Origin of the sequence: Deinococcus proteolyticus MRP, assembly GCF_000190555.1 — a bacterium.
In the GTDB taxonomy this organism is placed as follows: domain Bacteria; phylum Deinococcota; class Deinococci; order Deinococcales; family Deinococcaceae; genus Deinococcus; species Deinococcus proteolyticus.
Window position 1 is genome coordinate 288,461 of record NC_015161.1, and the last position, 14,146, is coordinate 302,606.

15 protein-coding genes and 1 tRNA gene are annotated in these 14,146 nt (G+C 65.4%); 12 read left to right on the top strand and 4 right to left on the bottom strand.

Annotated elements, in window-relative coordinates:
• The first annotated feature begins 118 nt into the window (after positions 1–118).
• From DEIPR_RS01420 to DEIPR_RS01430, 3 genes are read left to right on the top strand one after another with little or no spacing between them, the layout of a single operon-like run.
• Positions 119–661 (top strand): YqgE/AlgH family protein, encoded by a 543-nt coding sequence (locus DEIPR_RS01420; protein ID WP_013614049.1) that lies wholly within the window; start codon positions 119–121, stop codon positions 659–661.
• Positions 662–718: 57 nt separating this feature from the next.
• Positions 719–1,138 (top strand): hypothetical protein, encoded by a 420-nt coding sequence (locus DEIPR_RS01425; RefSeq protein ID WP_013614050.1) that lies wholly within the window; start codon positions 719–721, stop codon positions 1,136–1,138.
• A 41-nt stretch (positions 1,139–1,179) separates the two neighbouring features.
• On the top strand, positions 1,180–1,833 hold the full coding sequence (locus DEIPR_RS01430; protein ID WP_013614051.1) for a YggS family pyridoxal phosphate-dependent enzyme: 654 nt from the start codon (positions 1,180–1,182) through the stop codon (positions 1,831–1,833).
• Between the two features lie 113 nt (positions 1,834–1,946).
• On the opposite strand, the gene DEIPR_RS01435 is transcribed toward DEIPR_RS01430, so the two are convergent.
• Positions 1,947–2,348 carry a hypothetical protein gene (locus DEIPR_RS01435; protein ID WP_013614052.1) on the bottom strand — a complete coding sequence of 134 codons (402 nt, stop codon included), beginning with the start codon at positions 2,346–2,348 and terminating at the stop codon, positions 1,947–1,949.
• A 69-nt stretch (positions 2,349–2,417) separates the two neighbouring features.
• On the opposite strand from DEIPR_RS01435, the gene DEIPR_RS01440 reads away from it, so the two are divergent.
• On the top strand, positions 2,418–2,969 hold the full coding sequence (locus DEIPR_RS01440; RefSeq protein WP_013614053.1) for a nucleoside/nucleotide kinase family protein: 552 nt from the start codon (positions 2,418–2,420) through the stop codon (positions 2,967–2,969).
• On the opposite strand, the gene DEIPR_RS01445 is transcribed toward DEIPR_RS01440, so the two are convergent.
• A complete protein-coding gene (locus tag DEIPR_RS01445) occupies positions 2,966–3,718 on the bottom strand; it encodes a tetratricopeptide repeat protein (RefSeq protein WP_013614054.1) in 753 nt (250 codons plus the stop codon). The two genes, DEIPR_RS01440 and DEIPR_RS01445, sit on opposite strands and share 4 nt — an antisense overlap.
• 82 nt (positions 3,719–3,800) lie before the next feature.
• On the opposite strand from DEIPR_RS01445, the gene DEIPR_RS01450 reads away from it, so the two are divergent.
• Positions 3,801–3,877, top strand: a tRNA-Ile gene (locus DEIPR_RS01450).
• Positions 3,878–4,066: 189 nt separating this feature from the next.
• Here DEIPR_RS01450 and DEIPR_RS01455 read toward each other — a convergent pair.
• Positions 4,067–4,789 carry a GNAT family N-acetyltransferase gene (locus DEIPR_RS01455; protein WP_013614055.1) on the bottom strand — a complete coding sequence of 241 codons (723 nt, stop codon included), beginning with the start codon at positions 4,787–4,789 and terminating at the stop codon, positions 4,067–4,069.
• A 118-nt stretch (positions 4,790–4,907) separates the two neighbouring features.
• Between DEIPR_RS01455 and DEIPR_RS01460 the strand changes: the two genes are divergently transcribed.
• The 7 genes from DEIPR_RS01460 (at position 4,908) to nhaC (ending at position 12,730) form a co-directional block, all read left to right on the top strand.
• Positions 4,908–5,459: a hypothetical protein gene (locus DEIPR_RS01460; protein ID WP_013614056.1), complete on the top strand. Its 552-nt coding sequence runs from the start codon at positions 4,908–4,910 to the stop codon at positions 5,457–5,459.
• 245 nt (positions 5,460–5,704) lie between these two features.
• Complete coding sequence (locus DEIPR_RS01465; RefSeq protein ID WP_013614057.1) at positions 5,705–5,902, top strand: hypothetical protein; 198 nt, start codon at positions 5,705–5,707, stop codon at positions 5,900–5,902.
• Positions 5,903–5,964: 62 nt separating this feature from the next.
• Positions 5,965–7,719 carry an erythromycin esterase family protein gene (locus DEIPR_RS01470; protein ID WP_013614058.1) on the top strand — a complete coding sequence of 585 codons (1,755 nt, stop codon included), beginning with the start codon at positions 5,965–5,967 and terminating at the stop codon, positions 7,717–7,719.
• Entirely contained in the window at positions 7,716–8,117 is a 402-nt protein-coding gene (locus DEIPR_RS01475) for a hypothetical protein (RefSeq protein WP_013614059.1), read from the top strand. Before DEIPR_RS01470 ends, DEIPR_RS01475 begins: the two co-directional genes overlap by 4 nt.
• Positions 8,118–8,142: 25 nt before the next feature.
• On the top strand, positions 8,143–8,346 hold the full coding sequence (locus DEIPR_RS01480) for a helix-turn-helix transcriptional regulator (RefSeq protein ID WP_013614060.1): 204 nt from the start codon (positions 8,143–8,145) through the stop codon (positions 8,344–8,346).
• A gap of 57 nt (positions 8,347–8,403) precedes the next feature.
• A complete protein-coding gene (locus DEIPR_RS01485) occupies positions 8,404–10,833 on the top strand; it encodes a glutamine--tRNA ligase/YqeY domain fusion protein (protein ID WP_041221886.1) in 2,430 nt (809 codons plus the stop codon).
• Positions 10,834–11,245: 412 nt separating this feature from the next.
• Positions 11,246–12,730, top strand: coding sequence for a Na+/H+ antiporter NhaC (gene nhaC, locus DEIPR_RS01490; RefSeq protein WP_013614063.1), 1,485 nt, complete (start codon positions 11,246–11,248; stop codon positions 12,728–12,730).
• Positions 12,731–12,866: 136 nt separating this feature from the next.
• Here nhaC and DEIPR_RS01495 read toward each other — a convergent pair whose 3' ends face one another.
• The gene (locus DEIPR_RS01495; protein WP_013614064.1) at positions 12,867–14,048 is read right to left on the bottom strand and encodes a PilT/PilU family type 4a pilus ATPase; all 1,182 of its coding nucleotides are present in this window, start codon (positions 14,046–14,048) and stop codon (positions 12,867–12,869) included.
• Between the last annotated feature and the right edge of the window lie 98 nt (positions 14,049–14,146).

Here is a 14,146-nt window from a genome sequence, read left to right on the forward strand (position 1 = left end):
GGTCCAAGAGTCGTAGGGTCAAAGAGCGGATAACTGCTCTCTGACCCTCTTCTTTTTCCCCTTAGACCTTTAGACTCTCAGACCCTTAGACCTCTAGACTGAGAAAGGAAAAACCGCCATGCCAGAGCTCCCCCACACTCCACCTCTCACTTTCCTGGTCGCCAGCCCCCACCTGCGCGGCAGCTTCTTTGGCGACGCCCTGATTCTGCTGCTGGACCACACTGAGGAAGGGGCCGCCGGGCTGGTGATCAATCAGCCGATGGACACCCCCGTGAGCGACCTGCTGCCCGACGCACCGGACGCCAGCGGCACGGCGCTGCTGGGCGGGCCGGTGCAGCCGCAGGTGGGCTGGTGCCTGTACCAGCGTCCCGTGGGCGCAGAAGGCGAGTTGCGGCTGGTGCAGGGCCTGCTGGCCACCACCCACGCCGAAACCTTCGCGCAGGTGCGGGCCAGCGGGCAGCCTTACCGCCTGCTGCTGGGCTACGCCGGCTGGAGCGCTGGGCAGCTGGAGCAGGAAACCCGCGACGGTGCCTGGCTGTGGCTGGAAGAGAGCACCCCGGCCCTGATCTGGGACACCCCGGCCGGAGAATGCTGGCAGGCGGCCCTGGACCGCCTGGGCGTGGACCCCAGCACGGTGGCGAGTGGGGGAGCGCAGGCCTGAGCGGGTCATCTGCGCAGAAGTGAGGCAGGTGGGCCGCCCCGGGGTAAGCTGGCCGTCATGCTTGAACGTCTTCAGTCCCTGCAAGCCGTCCTTCTCAGCATTATCGCTGTCGCCAGTGCGGCGCAGGCGGTCAATGCCTTTTTGCCTCGGCCGGTGATTCCTACGCCTACCCCCACCTGGGAATACATGCAGCTGGAAGTGCCGGCCCAGTTTGCTGCGGGTGTGCAGCAGGCGCTGGCGAAGGACAGCACCCTGAGCGCCGACAACTTCAACAACCGCGCCAAAAGCTACCGCTTCGACGAGGCCAAGCTCAATGAGCTTGGCGGCCAGGGCTGGGAACTGGTGGGGGTGCTGGGCGCGGACGAAACCGTTCCGTTCAAGACTTCCAGCAGTGTGCCGAATGCCCCCGCGACCTGGCAGACCAATGTGCGCCCTGCCGGGGCCACCCTGCTGTTCAAGCGCCCGCTGACTGAGTAGGGAACCTGCTCCGGAGGCCGCGCAGGTGGCACAATAACCCCATGAGCCTGCCCGACGTTCTGTCCCGTATCCGTACTGCCGAGGCCCGCGCCGGCCGCCTGCAAGGGAGTGCCCGGCTGGTGGCCGTGACCAAGGGGCACTCGCTGGAAGAAATCCGGCGAAAGGTGCTGGCTCACGGCAACTTTCCGCTGGGCGAGAACCGGGGGCAGGAGGTGCGCGACAAAGTGGCCGAGTGGACCGAAACGGCGCAGGGTGCCCCGCAGCCCGAGTGGCACTACATCGGGCCGCTGCAATCCAACAAGGTCAAGTACCTGGAGCGCGTGGCCCTGATTCACGCCATTGAAGATGTGGCCCAGGCTGAAACCGTCGCCAGATACGCCGAGAAATGGGGCCGCGCCCCTGGCGTGCTGCTGCAACTGCACAACGGCGAGGCGCAGAAGCACGGCATTGCTCCGGCCGAGTTGTCCGGCGTGCTGGCCGGCGTGCGGGCCACGGGCCTGGACGTGCGCGGCCTGATGGTGATGGCCCCCTACGGCCAGCCGGAAGAAGCCCGCCGCATCTTCCGCGTTGCGGCCCAGCGCGCCCACGACCTGGGCCTGAGCGAGCTGAGCATGGGCATGAGCGGCGACTTCGAGGCGGCGGTGGAAGAAGGTTCCACGCTGGTGCGGGTGGGGTCGGCGCTGTTCGGGGAATAAGTTGTTTTTCCCCGGAAAAATAGGAAAAAGGACCCCGCTGAGATGGCCGGGGTCCTTTTGCTGTTTCGTGCGCTGCGTGGCTCATCAGCCCTGCGCCTCAACCGCATCCTCTCTCAGTTTCCGCCGGCCACCCACGCCTCAGACGCGATGCTGATTTGGCCGTTGCCGGACTTTTGCAGCAGGCCGCCCTTGAAAGGGCCGCCGGTAATGCGGTACAGGGTGTTGGTGTCGTTGCTGGTTTCCTGCTCCAGCTTGCCGAAGTCCTCAGGCTGCAGCTTGGGGCCGTCCAGGTACACCCGCCAGGCGTCCTTCGAGCGGGCTTCCATGGTGGTCTTGGACGCCACTTCGGTGTTGCCGAAATCGTAGCTGGTCACGCCGGCCGCTTCGGACACCTTGTGCTTGTCGCGCGAGTTGATCAGGTCCTGCAGTTCGCCGGTGGCTTCGTTGCCTCCACCGCCGCAGCCCGCCAGCAACAGGGGCAACGTGGCTGTCATCAAAAGGGAATTAAGTTTCATTCCTCTATGTTAGGCGGCATAGGCCAAAGTGCGTACAGGTCCTTTTGCCCGATTCTTTAGGCTGGCGCCATGGGCAACCTCTTTTATCTGATTGGGCCGCCCGGCAGCGGCAAGCGCACCGTGGGTCTGGAATTGTCCCGGCAGACGGGGGCCATGCTGATGGACAACCACATCATCAACGACCCGGTGTTTGCGGCGTTCGGGGCAGATGGCGGAGTCTTGCCGCCCGAAATATGGACTTTTACCCGGCGCGTGCGTGAGGTGGTGCTGGCGGCTGTAGTGGCCGCTCCGGCAGAACTCAGCCACATCTTTACCAACTATCTGGCCGACCTGCCCGGCGAAGCGGAGGCCATAGACCGGTTTGCTGCCCTGGCCCGGCAGCGTGGGGCCGGCTTCGTTCCGGTCTACCTGACTTGCCCCGCCGAGGAGCTGCTGCGGCGCATGCCCCTGCCGGAACGCCGCGCCCGCCTGAAGCTGAACGACCCGGCCGCTTTGCAGGCGGTGCTGGACAAAAATGGGGTCCTGCCCGTGCCGGAAGGCATGCTGTCCCTGGACACTTCGCAGCTGACCCCGGAGCAGGCGGCGCAGGCCATTGCTCGGCACGCCGGCCTAGCGGTTTAGGCCCTGGCCCAGGCCCACCAGCCATCTGCCAGTGCGCCCGCTTCGGCCTGACCCTGGGCCTCCTCGTGGCGGCCCAGGACCGTGAGGGCCAGCACGCCGCTGGGGCTGAAGGCCAGCGAACGGTCCAGCGCTTTGGCCGCGGTGGCCTGCGCTTTGGGGCCGCCTTTGATGTGGTGCTGGGTCAGCGCAATCAGGGCCAGCACGTGCGGGTCGGCCGGCTCGTTCACGATTTCGGCAATCTTGAGGCCCTCGGCCAGCACGTTCAGCGCGGCGTGCAGGCCGGTGCGGCTGCCCGATTCCAGTGCCCCGCGCAGCTCCAGCTCACCCAACAGGGCGATGGCAGCCAGTAGGCTGGGGGCGTCGCCGGCTTCAAAGGCTCTGCCGTGGGCCTGGGCCGCCCGCTCCTGCGCCTGCACAGCGTCGCCGGCCAGCAAGGCGGCGCGGGCACGCATGACCTCGGCGCGGTGGTCGTCCTCACCGCTCAGCAGGGCCAAGGCGGCGTCGCTGTCTCCTAGCCGCAGCTGCGCCGCTGCCTGAAGCTGCCTCTCGCCGGCCTGCGCTGCCCAGCTGGCCGCCAACCCCGGCAGCCCCGCTTGCAAGGCCAGCACAGCGGCGGGGGCCAGCTGGTCGGGCGTCAGGGCACCGCCGCCGTGCGCCAGCTCTTGGCGCAGCTCCGGCCATTGGCTGGTCCGCAGCAGCTCCTGCAATTTTTCGAGGTGAACAGTGTGGCTGGGGTCGCAGTGCTTCACCGTCTCAGTGTAGGTGCTGAACGCCCGGCCAAGGTGACGGTGTTGACACCCTGCCGGGGGCTTGCTAAAGTTATTTCCGCTTGCGAGTGTAGCTCAGCTGGTTAGAGCGCACGCCTGATAAGCGTGAGGTCCCCAGTTCAAGTCTGGGCATTCGCACCACACAAGCTTGAAAGCACCGCGTTCCTGTACAGGACGCGGTTTTTTCGTTGTTCTCGCAGCGAAATCTGGACGTTGTACCGGGTTCAAAAGTCCCAAAGCGTGTGGTCCTCAGCCTCGAAGCGTGGGGTCCCCAGACCAGGACGGGCGCAGGCAAAGTCGGCAAAGTCCGGCGTGCCTGCGCCGTCTCTGTCAGCGCCAGTACTGCGGCGTTTCGGTGGCGGGCAGCAGGGCCAGTTCGTTACCGCCAGCCCGCTCCCGCAGCCCGGCCAGCTCGGAGGCGGTGCGCTCCTCGCCCAGCCAGCCGTGCCAATAGGCGCCCAGTACGTCTATGACCAGGTCCAGGGCGACCGTCTGCTGGTCAGGTTTCGGCGGCGCATAGAGCAAGTCCAAGTCCTTGACCGGGCCGCCGTCCGGGCCACCCACCGGCTGCCAGTAGGCCAGGTCCACCGTCCGTAGGCCCAGGCTATGCAGCACCCGGCGGCGCTGCCCTGCGTCGGTGCCGGCACGGGTTTCGGCGGCCTGCTCGGCAGGGCTCTGACGGCTGGCGTGCACGCTGTCGGCAAAGATACCGGCCCGCCCGTGCTCGCCTGCGTCGTGCAGACTGGCCTCTTGCAGCGCCCGCCCCACGCCCCGGCCACGTGCCGCTGCCGACACGCCCATAAACGAGTTGAACCCCGCCCCCGGCAGCAGGTGATACAGCGTGCCCCCCAGCACGGCGCCGCTTTCGTCCTCGGCCACCAGCAGCCGGTCTTGTCGCTCGGGCCGTCGCCCGGCCACCAGGTCTGGAAACATCTGCGGAGGAATCAGCATGTCCGGCGCGTAGTAGCTGCTTTGCTGAATCCGCGCAAAAGCGTCCAGGGCAGGGTCTGCCGGGTCGGTCACGCGGCGTACGGTCACGGGAGAACGGGTCATGGTTCCAGAGTAAAGCGGGGCTGCACGGAAGAGGGGGCCCACTTCGGCCACCGGAGCGGTATCTGTTCATTAAGAAGCGAGGCTTGATAATTCTGCTATTTACATAAATACTGGGGCTATGGATAACCTGCTCAAGAAAGCCGGGGCCATGCTGCCCCACCTGGAACTGTTCGGCCACATGGCTTCGCTGCGCGGTCTGCTGCAACTGGCGGCGCACATGGAGGAACGCGGCGACCGCGTCACGCTGATTTCGCCTGAGGCCATCACCCTGGTTGGCAGCGACATGACCACCGACCCGGTCATTCACACGTCCAAGGGAGCCACCGTGACGGCCGAGGGAGCCTACACGCTGATGCACACGCTCAAGGGCCACGAAGCTCCCGAATACGCCGTGACCCGCGAGGAACTGAAAGCCCTCAACGCCCGCGCTGTCGCTGACATTGAGGCCGGTCCGGCGCTGGCTGCTTTTGGCGAGACTCTGGCCCGGCTGGGCCTGGGTGACGCTGGAAGCGCCGGCTCCGCACGTCCCGAGGTCCAGGTTCAGGCCGAAACCCAGGCCGAAGCGCCTGCTCCCGTGACTCCTGCCGAGGAGCCGCGGCCCGAGCGGACCAGCCGCAGCCGCCGCGCCGAAGCTCAGGCGGAAGCCGCCGAGGTGCCTGCCGCGAGCTGAGCCGGACTACCCCACCCAAAACACCGAGAAGCACAGGGCCGTAGCTCCTTGCTTCTCGGTGTTTTGGCGTGTGGGCTGTGACAGAGTCGGCTGAGCTGTATCTCAGAGGCGGCCCGCTCTGCATGCCCGTTGACAAGCAAGCTTGACATAGGGTCGTACATCCTTTACTTTGACTTGTAGGAAGTCAAGGAAACGCGACATTCTGACAAGTAAGCCGTACAGACTCATCCTCAAGGAGAACTATCATGACCCGGCAACCCCGCACCCTGACCGCCCATGCCGTCTCCCTCATTGCCTGTGCCCTGCTGCTGCTCGGCCCCGCTGCCCAGCACCCCGGCGCTGGTCCCGTGACCGATGTGCTGATGTGGGGCACCCTGCTGCTCGGCCTGCTGATGCTGGGGCTGAACCGGACTGGCCGCATTCGCCGTGATACCACTGCCTGACGCCCATGTGGCCCAGATGCCCTCGCCTGAGGGACCCCTTCCCCAAAAGACGGAGCACCCGCATGAACAAAATCACCCTGCCCACCCTCATCGTGACCGCGTGTTTGTCCAGTGCTCAGGCCCAGGCTGGAGCAAACAGTTTGCCCGCCGGCCTTGCCGCCCAGTACGCCGCCTTGGTAGACGCGACCCGCACCCTGGACGCCCCGGCCTACGCAGCGCTGCTGACCGATGATTTCAGCATGGTCATGCCCGACGGCACACGGCTGAACCGGGACACTTACCTCAGCAGCTTTGACCCGGAGCAACTCAGCTATCAGAAGCTGGACTACCGCATTGACGGGGCAGAGGTCAACGGTGACGTGGCCCGCGTACAGTTCTGGAACCGTGCCGAAGCGATCTACCACATTGGTGAGGTCCAGCAGCCGGTCACGGTAGAGGCCCGCAGCGAGGACCTCTGGCGCAAGGTGAATGGACAGTGGCGCATGAGCGAAAGCCGCGCCCTGGAACTTGTGACCGAAATGAGTGGTCAAGTCACCCGTCAGGTGGCGCAGGCCCCGTTGGACCCGGCCACCCTGGATGCCCGCCGCGCCGCGCTAACCCCATTGCTGCGGCCCATCTCGGCCACCGATATGAAGGCGCCCGCTGCCGATTTTGCCTGGCTGTCCGAGCTGACCCCCGGCACCCGTGTGCTGGGCCTGGGCGAAGGGTCGCACGGGACCGCCGAGCATTTTGCGCTCAAGGGCCGCATCTTCCGGGAGCTGGCGGAGCAGCACGGCTATACGGTGTTCATGATTGAAGCCGACTACGACGATGCCTACGCCATTGACCGCTGGGTGCAGGGGGAAGGCAGCCAGAGCGCCGAGCAGATCACCCGCGAGTACGACTTCTGGACCTGGAAGACGCAGGAAATGGCCGAGTTGCTGCGCTGGATGCGCGAGTACAACGCAGGCCGGGGCGACAAGCCCGCGCTGCGCGTGGCGGGCATGGACATGCAGGACCCGGCGGGCAGCCTGGACCTGCTGGCGCGGCTGGCCCCGGCAGGGTCGCGGCTGGCGGGGCTGACCGGGCAGCTTCTGGCAGAAGTGATGGCCCAGGAGGAACGCGAAAAACCTGACTGGACCCGCGCCGAGGCCCTGGCCGCGCTACTGGAGCTGCACGCCCGCTTCCAGCCGCAGGGCACGCCGCACGCGCCCGAACTCCGGCATCTGGCCCGCACTGTCCAGCAAGGCATGGCGATGCTGGCCGGAATGGAGGGCGACGACTTCAACGCTTCCAATGCCCTGCGTGACCGGGCAATGGCCGACAATACCCAGGCGCTGCTGCGCGAGCTGTTCCCCGGTCAGAAAGCGGCGGTGTGGGCCCACAACTTCCACGTGTCCAAGGTGCCAGCGCAGGGGCAGGCATACGCCAACCTGGGCAGCCACCTCGCCCGCGAGATGGGCAGCGAATACCGGGTGATTGGCTTCAGCTTTGGCGGGGGCGAGCTGCGGGCCGTGCCGGGCCGCGCCGACGGCTGGGTGGGCCGCGAGCCGGTGATCCTCAAGGTGCCGGACGCCCAGCCCGAGTCGCTGGACGGCCTGAGTGCCAGCATTCTGGGTGCTTCGGTCCCCGCTGCCTTCCTAAATGTGGCGCAGGCCGGGGCGCAGACTCCGCTCCGGGAATGGTTCGCGCAGCCGGTAAGAATAAGTGGCGTAGGCGCGGTGTATGTGGAAGGGCTGCCCACGAACGGACCTGCTGACCTGCCTGCCGCCTTTGACGGCCTGATTCTGACCCCACGCAGCAGCGCCGCTGTGCCGCTGCCGGTGCTGGAAAAATGACCCGGCAGGAGAAGCGCTGGCAGCGGGTCCGCACCCTGGAAGTGGTGCTGACGCTGCTGCTGATTGCCGCTTTCAGCGTGCTCAATTCCGGCCGAATGACTGCGCCGCTGTTCGCGGCCTTCATGACCGTATTCGCGCTTCTGACCGCTGGCCTGATGCGCCGGCAGTACCGCGTGCTGGACGAGCTGGGGCGGCTGCGCTGGCTTGGGAGCTATCTGAGCATGGCCTTTGTGTACAGCCTGGGCCTGTCGGGGCTGGTGCTGTGGAGCATATGGCAGGCGGGAGGCGGACAACCGCCGGGTGTATCCTTCAATGCCGTGTTCGCCGTGTTGGTGGCCGGCGGCCTGGCCAGCTGGGGCACCTGGCACTACCTGGGCTGGCGGGACTCGCGCGGGTGAATGCCGCTACAGTAGGACGCCGAGTATGAAAAACCGTATCAAGGTGCTGCGCGCCGAACACGGCCTTACCCAGGCCGAGCTGGCCGACCGGCTGGACGTGTCCCGCCAGACCGTCAACGCCCTGGAAACCGGCAAATACGACCCCAGCCTGCCGCTGGCGTTCCGGCTGGCGCGGCTGTTCGGGCTGAGAATCGAAGACATCTTTCAGGACGAGGAAGCGGGCGGCTGAGGCGTGGGGTGGCCTGCCGGCGGCATGGGTGTGCCCCGCACGCCTTATTCTGAGCAGATGACCGGTCCCGACCCTGTTTCTCCTGCCGCAGCGGACGCTCCCCGCGTGGCGCCCAACTTCATCACCGAAATCATCGAGCGCGACCTGGAATCGGGCAAGTACCCCCAGGTCGTGACCCGTTTTCCGCCGGAACCCAGCGGCTACGCGCACCTGGGGCACGTGTTCGCCTCATTTTTGGACTTTCAGACGGCGCAGCAGTACGGCGGGCGCTACCACCTGCGGATGGACGACACCAACCCCGAGCTGGCGACCCAGGAATACGTGGACGCCATTGCCGACGACCTGCGCTGGCTGGGCTGGGACTGGGGCGAGCACTTCTACTACGCTTCCGACAACTTCGGGCGCTACTACGAGTATGCCGAGCAGCTGATTCGCCAGGGCGACGCCTACGTGGACAGCGTCAGCGGCGAGGAGATGGCCGCCCTGCGGGGCACTCCCGACCGGCCCGGCACGCCCAGCCCCTACCGCGGGCGCAGCGTAGAAGAAAACCTGGACCTGTTCCGCCGGATGCGGGCGGGCGAGTTCGCGGCCGGCGAGCACCTGCTGCGGGCCAAGATTGACCTCAGCAGCCCCAACATGAAGCTGCGTGACCCGGCGCTGTACCGCATCCTGCACGTGCCGCACTACCGCGCTGGCGACTGGTGCATTTATCCCATGTACGACTTTCAGCACCCGCTGCAAGACGCGCTGGAAGGCGTGACGCACTCGATGTGCAGCCTGGAGTTCGTGGACAACCGCGCCATTTACGACTGGCTGATGGAGCGGCTCGGCTTTGACCCACGCCCGCACCAGTACGAGTTCGGGCGGCGCGGGCTGGAGTACACGATTACCTCCAAGCGCAAGCTGCGCCGCCTGATTGAAGAAGGCCGGGTCAGCGGCTGGGACGACCCCCGGATGCCGACCCTGCGTGCCCAGCGCCGCTTGGGGGTGACGCCGGAAGCGGTGCGCAACTTCGCCGCCCAGATTGGCGTGAACCGCACCAACCGCACGGTGGATATCGCCGTGTACGAAAATGCCGTGCGCGACGACCTGAACACCCGCGCTCCCCGCGTGATGGCGGTGCTGGAGCCGTTGAAAGTAGAGCTGACCAACCTGACGGAGCCGCAGGAGCTGACGCTGCCCTACTGGCCGCACGACGTGGTGGCCCTCTCGCCGGACGGCCTGCTGAGCCTGCCGAGTGGCGAGAGGGTCCCTGCCGAGCAGGCCGCCCGCACGGTGCCGCTGACCCGCGAGGTGTACATCGAGCAGAGCGATTTTGCCCAGAACCCCCCAAAAGGCTTCAAACGGCTGACCCAGGGCGGCACGGTGCGCCTGCGCGGAGCCGGCATCATCCGGGCCGATGAGGTGGAACTGAATGACAGCGGTCAGCCGGTGCTGATTCGCGCCAGTCTGCAACCTGAAGAGGTGGGCGCAGCGGGCGTGATTCACTGGGTAAGTGCCGCGCAGGCCGTGCCCGCCGAGTTCCGGCTGTATGACCGCCTGTTCCGGGTGCCCAACCCCGAAGGCGAGAACCCCGAGGACCCGGTCAGCCCCCTAGAAGCCCCCGACTTCGACCCCGAAGGCATGAGCCACGAGGGAGACGCCCCGGTCAGCGGCGACTTTACCCGCTTCCTGAATCCCGACTCGCTGCAGGTGCGGCACGGCTTCGTGGAACCCAGCGTGCTGGGCGACCCGCAGGACACCCGCTACCAGTTCGAGCGCCAGGGCTACTTCTGGCGCGACCCGGTAGACAGCCGCGAAGAAGGGCTGGTGTTCGGGCGCATCATCACGCTCAAGGACACCTGGGCCAAGGAAGCGAAAAAAGCCGCCGGGTCACAGGGTCAGAACACCGAGAAGAAGGCCGAGCCGAAGCCCAGAGCACAGGCAGCTGCCGCCCCCGACTTCAGCCCCGCCGAACAGGCCGAGATAGAGCGCCTGCGTGGCCTGGGCGTCGGCTCTGAAGATGCCATCGCGCTGGCCCGCGACCCACAGCTGGCCGAGTTCTTCGCCGCTGCGGGGGCTGGTGCCCACGCCGGGCAGGTGGCGGCCTGGGTGGTCAACGACCTGGCCGGGCTGCTGCGTGAGGGCCAAGTGCATGAAGGACAGAGCCGCTTGAACCCCGCCGACCTCCCCGCGCTGGCCGAGTTGCTGGCCGGCGGCAGCATCAGCACCCGCATCGCCAAAGACGTGCTGGCCCGCGCTGCCGCCAGCGGTGAAGCCCCCGCCGCCATCGTGGAGCGCGAAGGGCTGAAGGTGGTGTCTGACGCAGGCGAACTGCGCCGGGTGGTGGAAGACCTCTTCGCCGCTCACCCCGCCGAAGCCGAAGCCTTCCGGGGTGGCAAGGCCGCGCTGCAAGGGTTCTTTATGGGCAAGGTGATGCAGGCGACTGGCGGCAAAGCCGACCCCAAAGCGGTGGGCGCAGTGCTCAGGGAGGCCGCTGAAGGATAAGGGGTGTGTCAGCCGGTAGGTGGCCAGCAAGGCCACACTCTCCAACACTGACCACCCGCCGGGGAACGGAATCTCCCGGTTTATTGACGGCTGAGCTCTTTCAATTTCTGCAAGCCGTAAATATTGGAAATCCTCTCTGCTTTTAGGGAGGATTTTTGTTTTATGGGCAGAATCTGGACGCCATCCAAGTAGAAATATTTGGACATACAAACTGCATATCTGGGCATTTATTTTGAATAATCGCCAGAATTTTGTATACTTCTTTACTGATGAGGATATTTTCCTCTGGCCGCCCGGTTGGGTGGTCCCCATGTTCCGGCGATATCTCTGTGGCCCACTGGCCTGGCTCACCGTCCGGAATCCTGGGCGGTTCAACCGAGCCGCCCCCCGCCGCATTCACTGAAAGGCAGACATGACTGAGACTGCACCACGGCGACTTCCTAGCCTGGGCCTGGCCCTGATTCCTGTCGTGCTGACCCTGCTGATTCTGGGTCTGCAGATTTTTTACTATGGCGACTTCGCGCCGCATATTCCCCTTGCCATCGGCATTGCCCTGACCGGGCTGCTGGGCAACCACCTGGGCATCTCCTGGGCAGATGTCCGCGAGGGCATCTTCCATGTGATTCATGTGTCCATGCCGTCGCTGGCCATCTTGATGGTGGTGGGCATGCTGATTGGCATCTGGATTGGGGCCGGTACCGTGCCCACCCTGATTTACTACGGTCTGAACATCCTTTCGCCGCAGATTTTCCTGGCTGCCGCCATGATGATCTGTGCCGTGATCTCGGTGTCGCTGGGCACCAGCTGGGGCACGGTGGGCACGGTCGGCCTGGCTCTGGTGGGCATTGGCGCCGGCTTCGGCATTCCGCTGGTGTGGACCGCTGGCGCTGTGGTGTCGGGGGCCTTTTTTGGCGACAAGCTCAGCCCCTTGAGCGACACCACCAACCTGGCCCCGGCCGTGACCGGCATCACCGTGTTCGACCACATCAAGAACATGCTGCCCACCACCATCCCCGCCATGCTGATTGCCCTGGCCATCTACGTGGTGGCCGGCTTCAACATGGTTCAAGGAGAACAGCAGGTGTCGTTCGAATCCATCGAGAACATCACCGGAGCGCTGCAGGCCAACTTCGTGATTTCTCCGCTGACGCTGCTGCCGGTGCTGGTGGTACTGGCGATGGCCCTGCTGAAAAAGCCCCCGCTGCCCTCGCTGTTTCTGGGCGCAGTGGTGGGCGGAATCGTGGCCATGGCCCTACAGGGCGCGGGTTTGCACGACGTGTTCGAGTACGCACAGAATGGCTTTGCCATCGAGTCGGGCAACGCCGAAATTGATTCGCTGCTGAACCGGGGCGGTATTCAGAGCATGATGTGGACCATCTCGCTGATGCTGCTGGCCCTGGGTTTCGGCGGAGCGCTGGAACGTACCGGCGTGCTGGAAAGCATCATCAATTCCATCGTGCGGCGCATAAAGCGCTTTGGGGCTTTGCAGGCCAGCGCGGTGGGCACGGCCTTTGCCACCAATGTGGTGGCCGGTGACCCGTATCTGAGCATCGCGCTGCCGGGGCGAATGTTCGCGCCGGTGTACCGTGGCCTGGGCTATTCCACCAAGAACCTCGCCCGCGCCGTGGAAGAAGGCGGCACTCTGATGAGCCCGCTGATTCCCTGGAACGCCGGCGGCGCTTTCGTGATCACCGCGCTGGGTCTGGGCATCATGGACGGGCGCATGGAAGACCTGATGTATATTCCGCTCTCGTTCGCTTGCTGGATTTCCCCGCTGCTCAGCATCCTTTACGGCTTTACTGGCCTGTTCTCGCCCAAAGCCACTGCCGCAGAACAGGCGCAGTGGGCCGAGCAGGGCGAATACGTCAAGGATGTGGAACTGGGCCAGCCGGCCTGAGCAGACGCAACATGGAAAAAGACGTAACATAGCGAAAAAGGCTCCCCTGGTGGGAGCTTTTTACTGACGGCAGATGGGAAGAGGTTTGCCCCTCGGCTCCATTCCCTGCCTCCACCATTTTCAGTGCACGGGCAGCTTAGTACTGGCTCTGCATCATCATGATTTTCAGTTCGTGCGGGCTGGTGGCGGCCAACATCGCTTCTTCCTCTTCCATCAACCCCTCGTGGACGAGTTTGGCGAGGTGCTGGTCAAAGGTGTGCATCCCGCGCATGCCACCTTCCAGCAGCGCCTGCTTGATGTCTTCCTGCTTGTCGGGGTCCTTGATGCTTTCGCGCACGGTGGGCGTGCCCAGCAGGATTTCCATGCCCAGCACGCGGCCACCGCCTTTGCGTGGCAGCAGGCGCTGCGAGACGATGGCGACCAGGCTTTCGCTGAGGCCCTGGCGAATCTGCTCGCGCTCGTGCGGCTGGAAAAAGTCGATGATGCGGTTGATGGAGCGCATGGCGTCCTGGGTGTGCAGGGTGCTGAACACCAGGTGTCCGGTCTGCGCGGCGCTGAGGGCGGCCTCTACCGTTTCCTTGTCGCGCATTTCGCCAATCAGGATGATGTCGGGGTCCTGGCGCATGGCGGCCCGCAGACCGTTGGTGAAGCTCTGGGTATCGGCGCCCAGCTCGCGCTGAATCATGATGGCTTTCTTGTCGCGGTGCAGCACCTCGATGGGGTCTTCCAGCGTCACGATATTCACCGCGTCGCGGGCGTTGATGTGGTCCAGCAGGCTGGCAAGCGTGGTGGTCTTGCCCGAGCCGGTCGGGCCGGTCACCAGAATCAGGCCGCGCTCGTGCTTGGAGAGTGCCTCGAACACGTCCAGCGGCAATCCCAACTGCTCGAAGGTAGGGATGGGCTTGTCTTCAATCACGCGCATAATCAGGCCCACGCTGCCGCGCTGGAAGTAGGCGTTGACCCGGAAGCGGGCCACGCCGGGCAGCGAGTAGGCGAAGTCGTGGTCGCGCTTTTCTACAAAGGTGCCCCACATCAGCTGGGTGGGCAGCATCACCTGCGCGAAGTTTTCCAGCGCCTGCGGGGTCAGCCGCTCCTCACCGAACCGCACGATTTCGCCGTCAATCCGGGCCGCCGGAGCGCTGCCGGCCCGCAGGTGAATGTCCGAAGCGCCGCGCTGCACCATTTCGGTCAGTAGCTGGTCGAAGACCTGCTTGGGAGATTGTTCGGCGGCACTGGGGCTGGTGGCACTGGGGCTGGCTGAACTGGGGCCGGCGGGAGCAGCCGGCGCCGTGGGAGAGGAGGAAAAGGGTCCAGTCATGGCCCCAGCCTAGGTGGTGGTCTCTTACAGCTTTGCTGCAGGTCAGGGCCAGCTTTGCTGCAGGTCAGCGCCGGCTTCGCCCCGCGTGCAGGTCAGCG

Bases quoted from the DNA above. Each gene is read 5' to 3' on its own strand.
- DEIPR_RS01420 (WP_013614049.1), top strand. From the start codon at position 119: ATGCCAGAGCTCCCCCACACTCCACCTCTCACTTTCCTGGTCGCCAGC.
- DEIPR_RS01425 (WP_013614050.1), top strand. From the start codon at position 719: ATGCTTGAACGTCTTCAGTCCCTGCAAGCCGTCCTTCTCAGCATTATC.
- DEIPR_RS01430 (WP_013614051.1), top strand. From the start codon at position 1,180: ATGAGCCTGCCCGACGTTCTGTCCCGTATCCGTACTGCCGAGGCCCGC.
- DEIPR_RS01435 (WP_013614052.1), bottom strand. From the start codon at position 2,348: ATGAAACTTAATTCCCTTTTGATGACAGCCACGTTGCCCCTGTTGCTG.
- DEIPR_RS01440 (WP_013614053.1), top strand. From the start codon at position 2,418: ATGGGCAACCTCTTTTATCTGATTGGGCCGCCCGGCAGCGGCAAGCGC.
- DEIPR_RS01455 (WP_013614055.1), bottom strand. From the start codon at position 4,789: ATGACCCGTTCTCCCGTGACCGTACGCCGCGTGACCGACCCGGCAGAC.
- DEIPR_RS01460 (WP_013614056.1), top strand. From the start codon at position 4,908: ATGGATAACCTGCTCAAGAAAGCCGGGGCCATGCTGCCCCACCTGGAA.
- DEIPR_RS01465 (WP_013614057.1), top strand. From the start codon at position 5,705: ATGACCCGGCAACCCCGCACCCTGACCGCCCATGCCGTCTCCCTCATT.
- DEIPR_RS01470 (WP_013614058.1), top strand. From the start codon at position 5,965: ATGAACAAAATCACCCTGCCCACCCTCATCGTGACCGCGTGTTTGTCC.
- DEIPR_RS01475 (WP_013614059.1), top strand. From the start codon at position 7,716: ATGACCCGGCAGGAGAAGCGCTGGCAGCGGGTCCGCACCCTGGAAGTG.
- DEIPR_RS01480 (WP_013614060.1), top strand. From the start codon at position 8,143: ATGAAAAACCGTATCAAGGTGCTGCGCGCCGAACACGGCCTTACCCAG.
- DEIPR_RS01485 (WP_041221886.1), top strand. From the start codon at position 8,404: ATGACCGGTCCCGACCCTGTTTCTCCTGCCGCAGCGGACGCTCCCCGC.
- nhaC (WP_013614063.1), top strand. From the start codon at position 11,246: ATGACTGAGACTGCACCACGGCGACTTCCTAGCCTGGGCCTGGCCCTG.
- DEIPR_RS01495 (WP_013614064.1), bottom strand. From the start codon at position 14,048: ATGACTGGACCCTTTTCCTCCTCTCCCACGGCGCCGGCTGCTCCCGCC.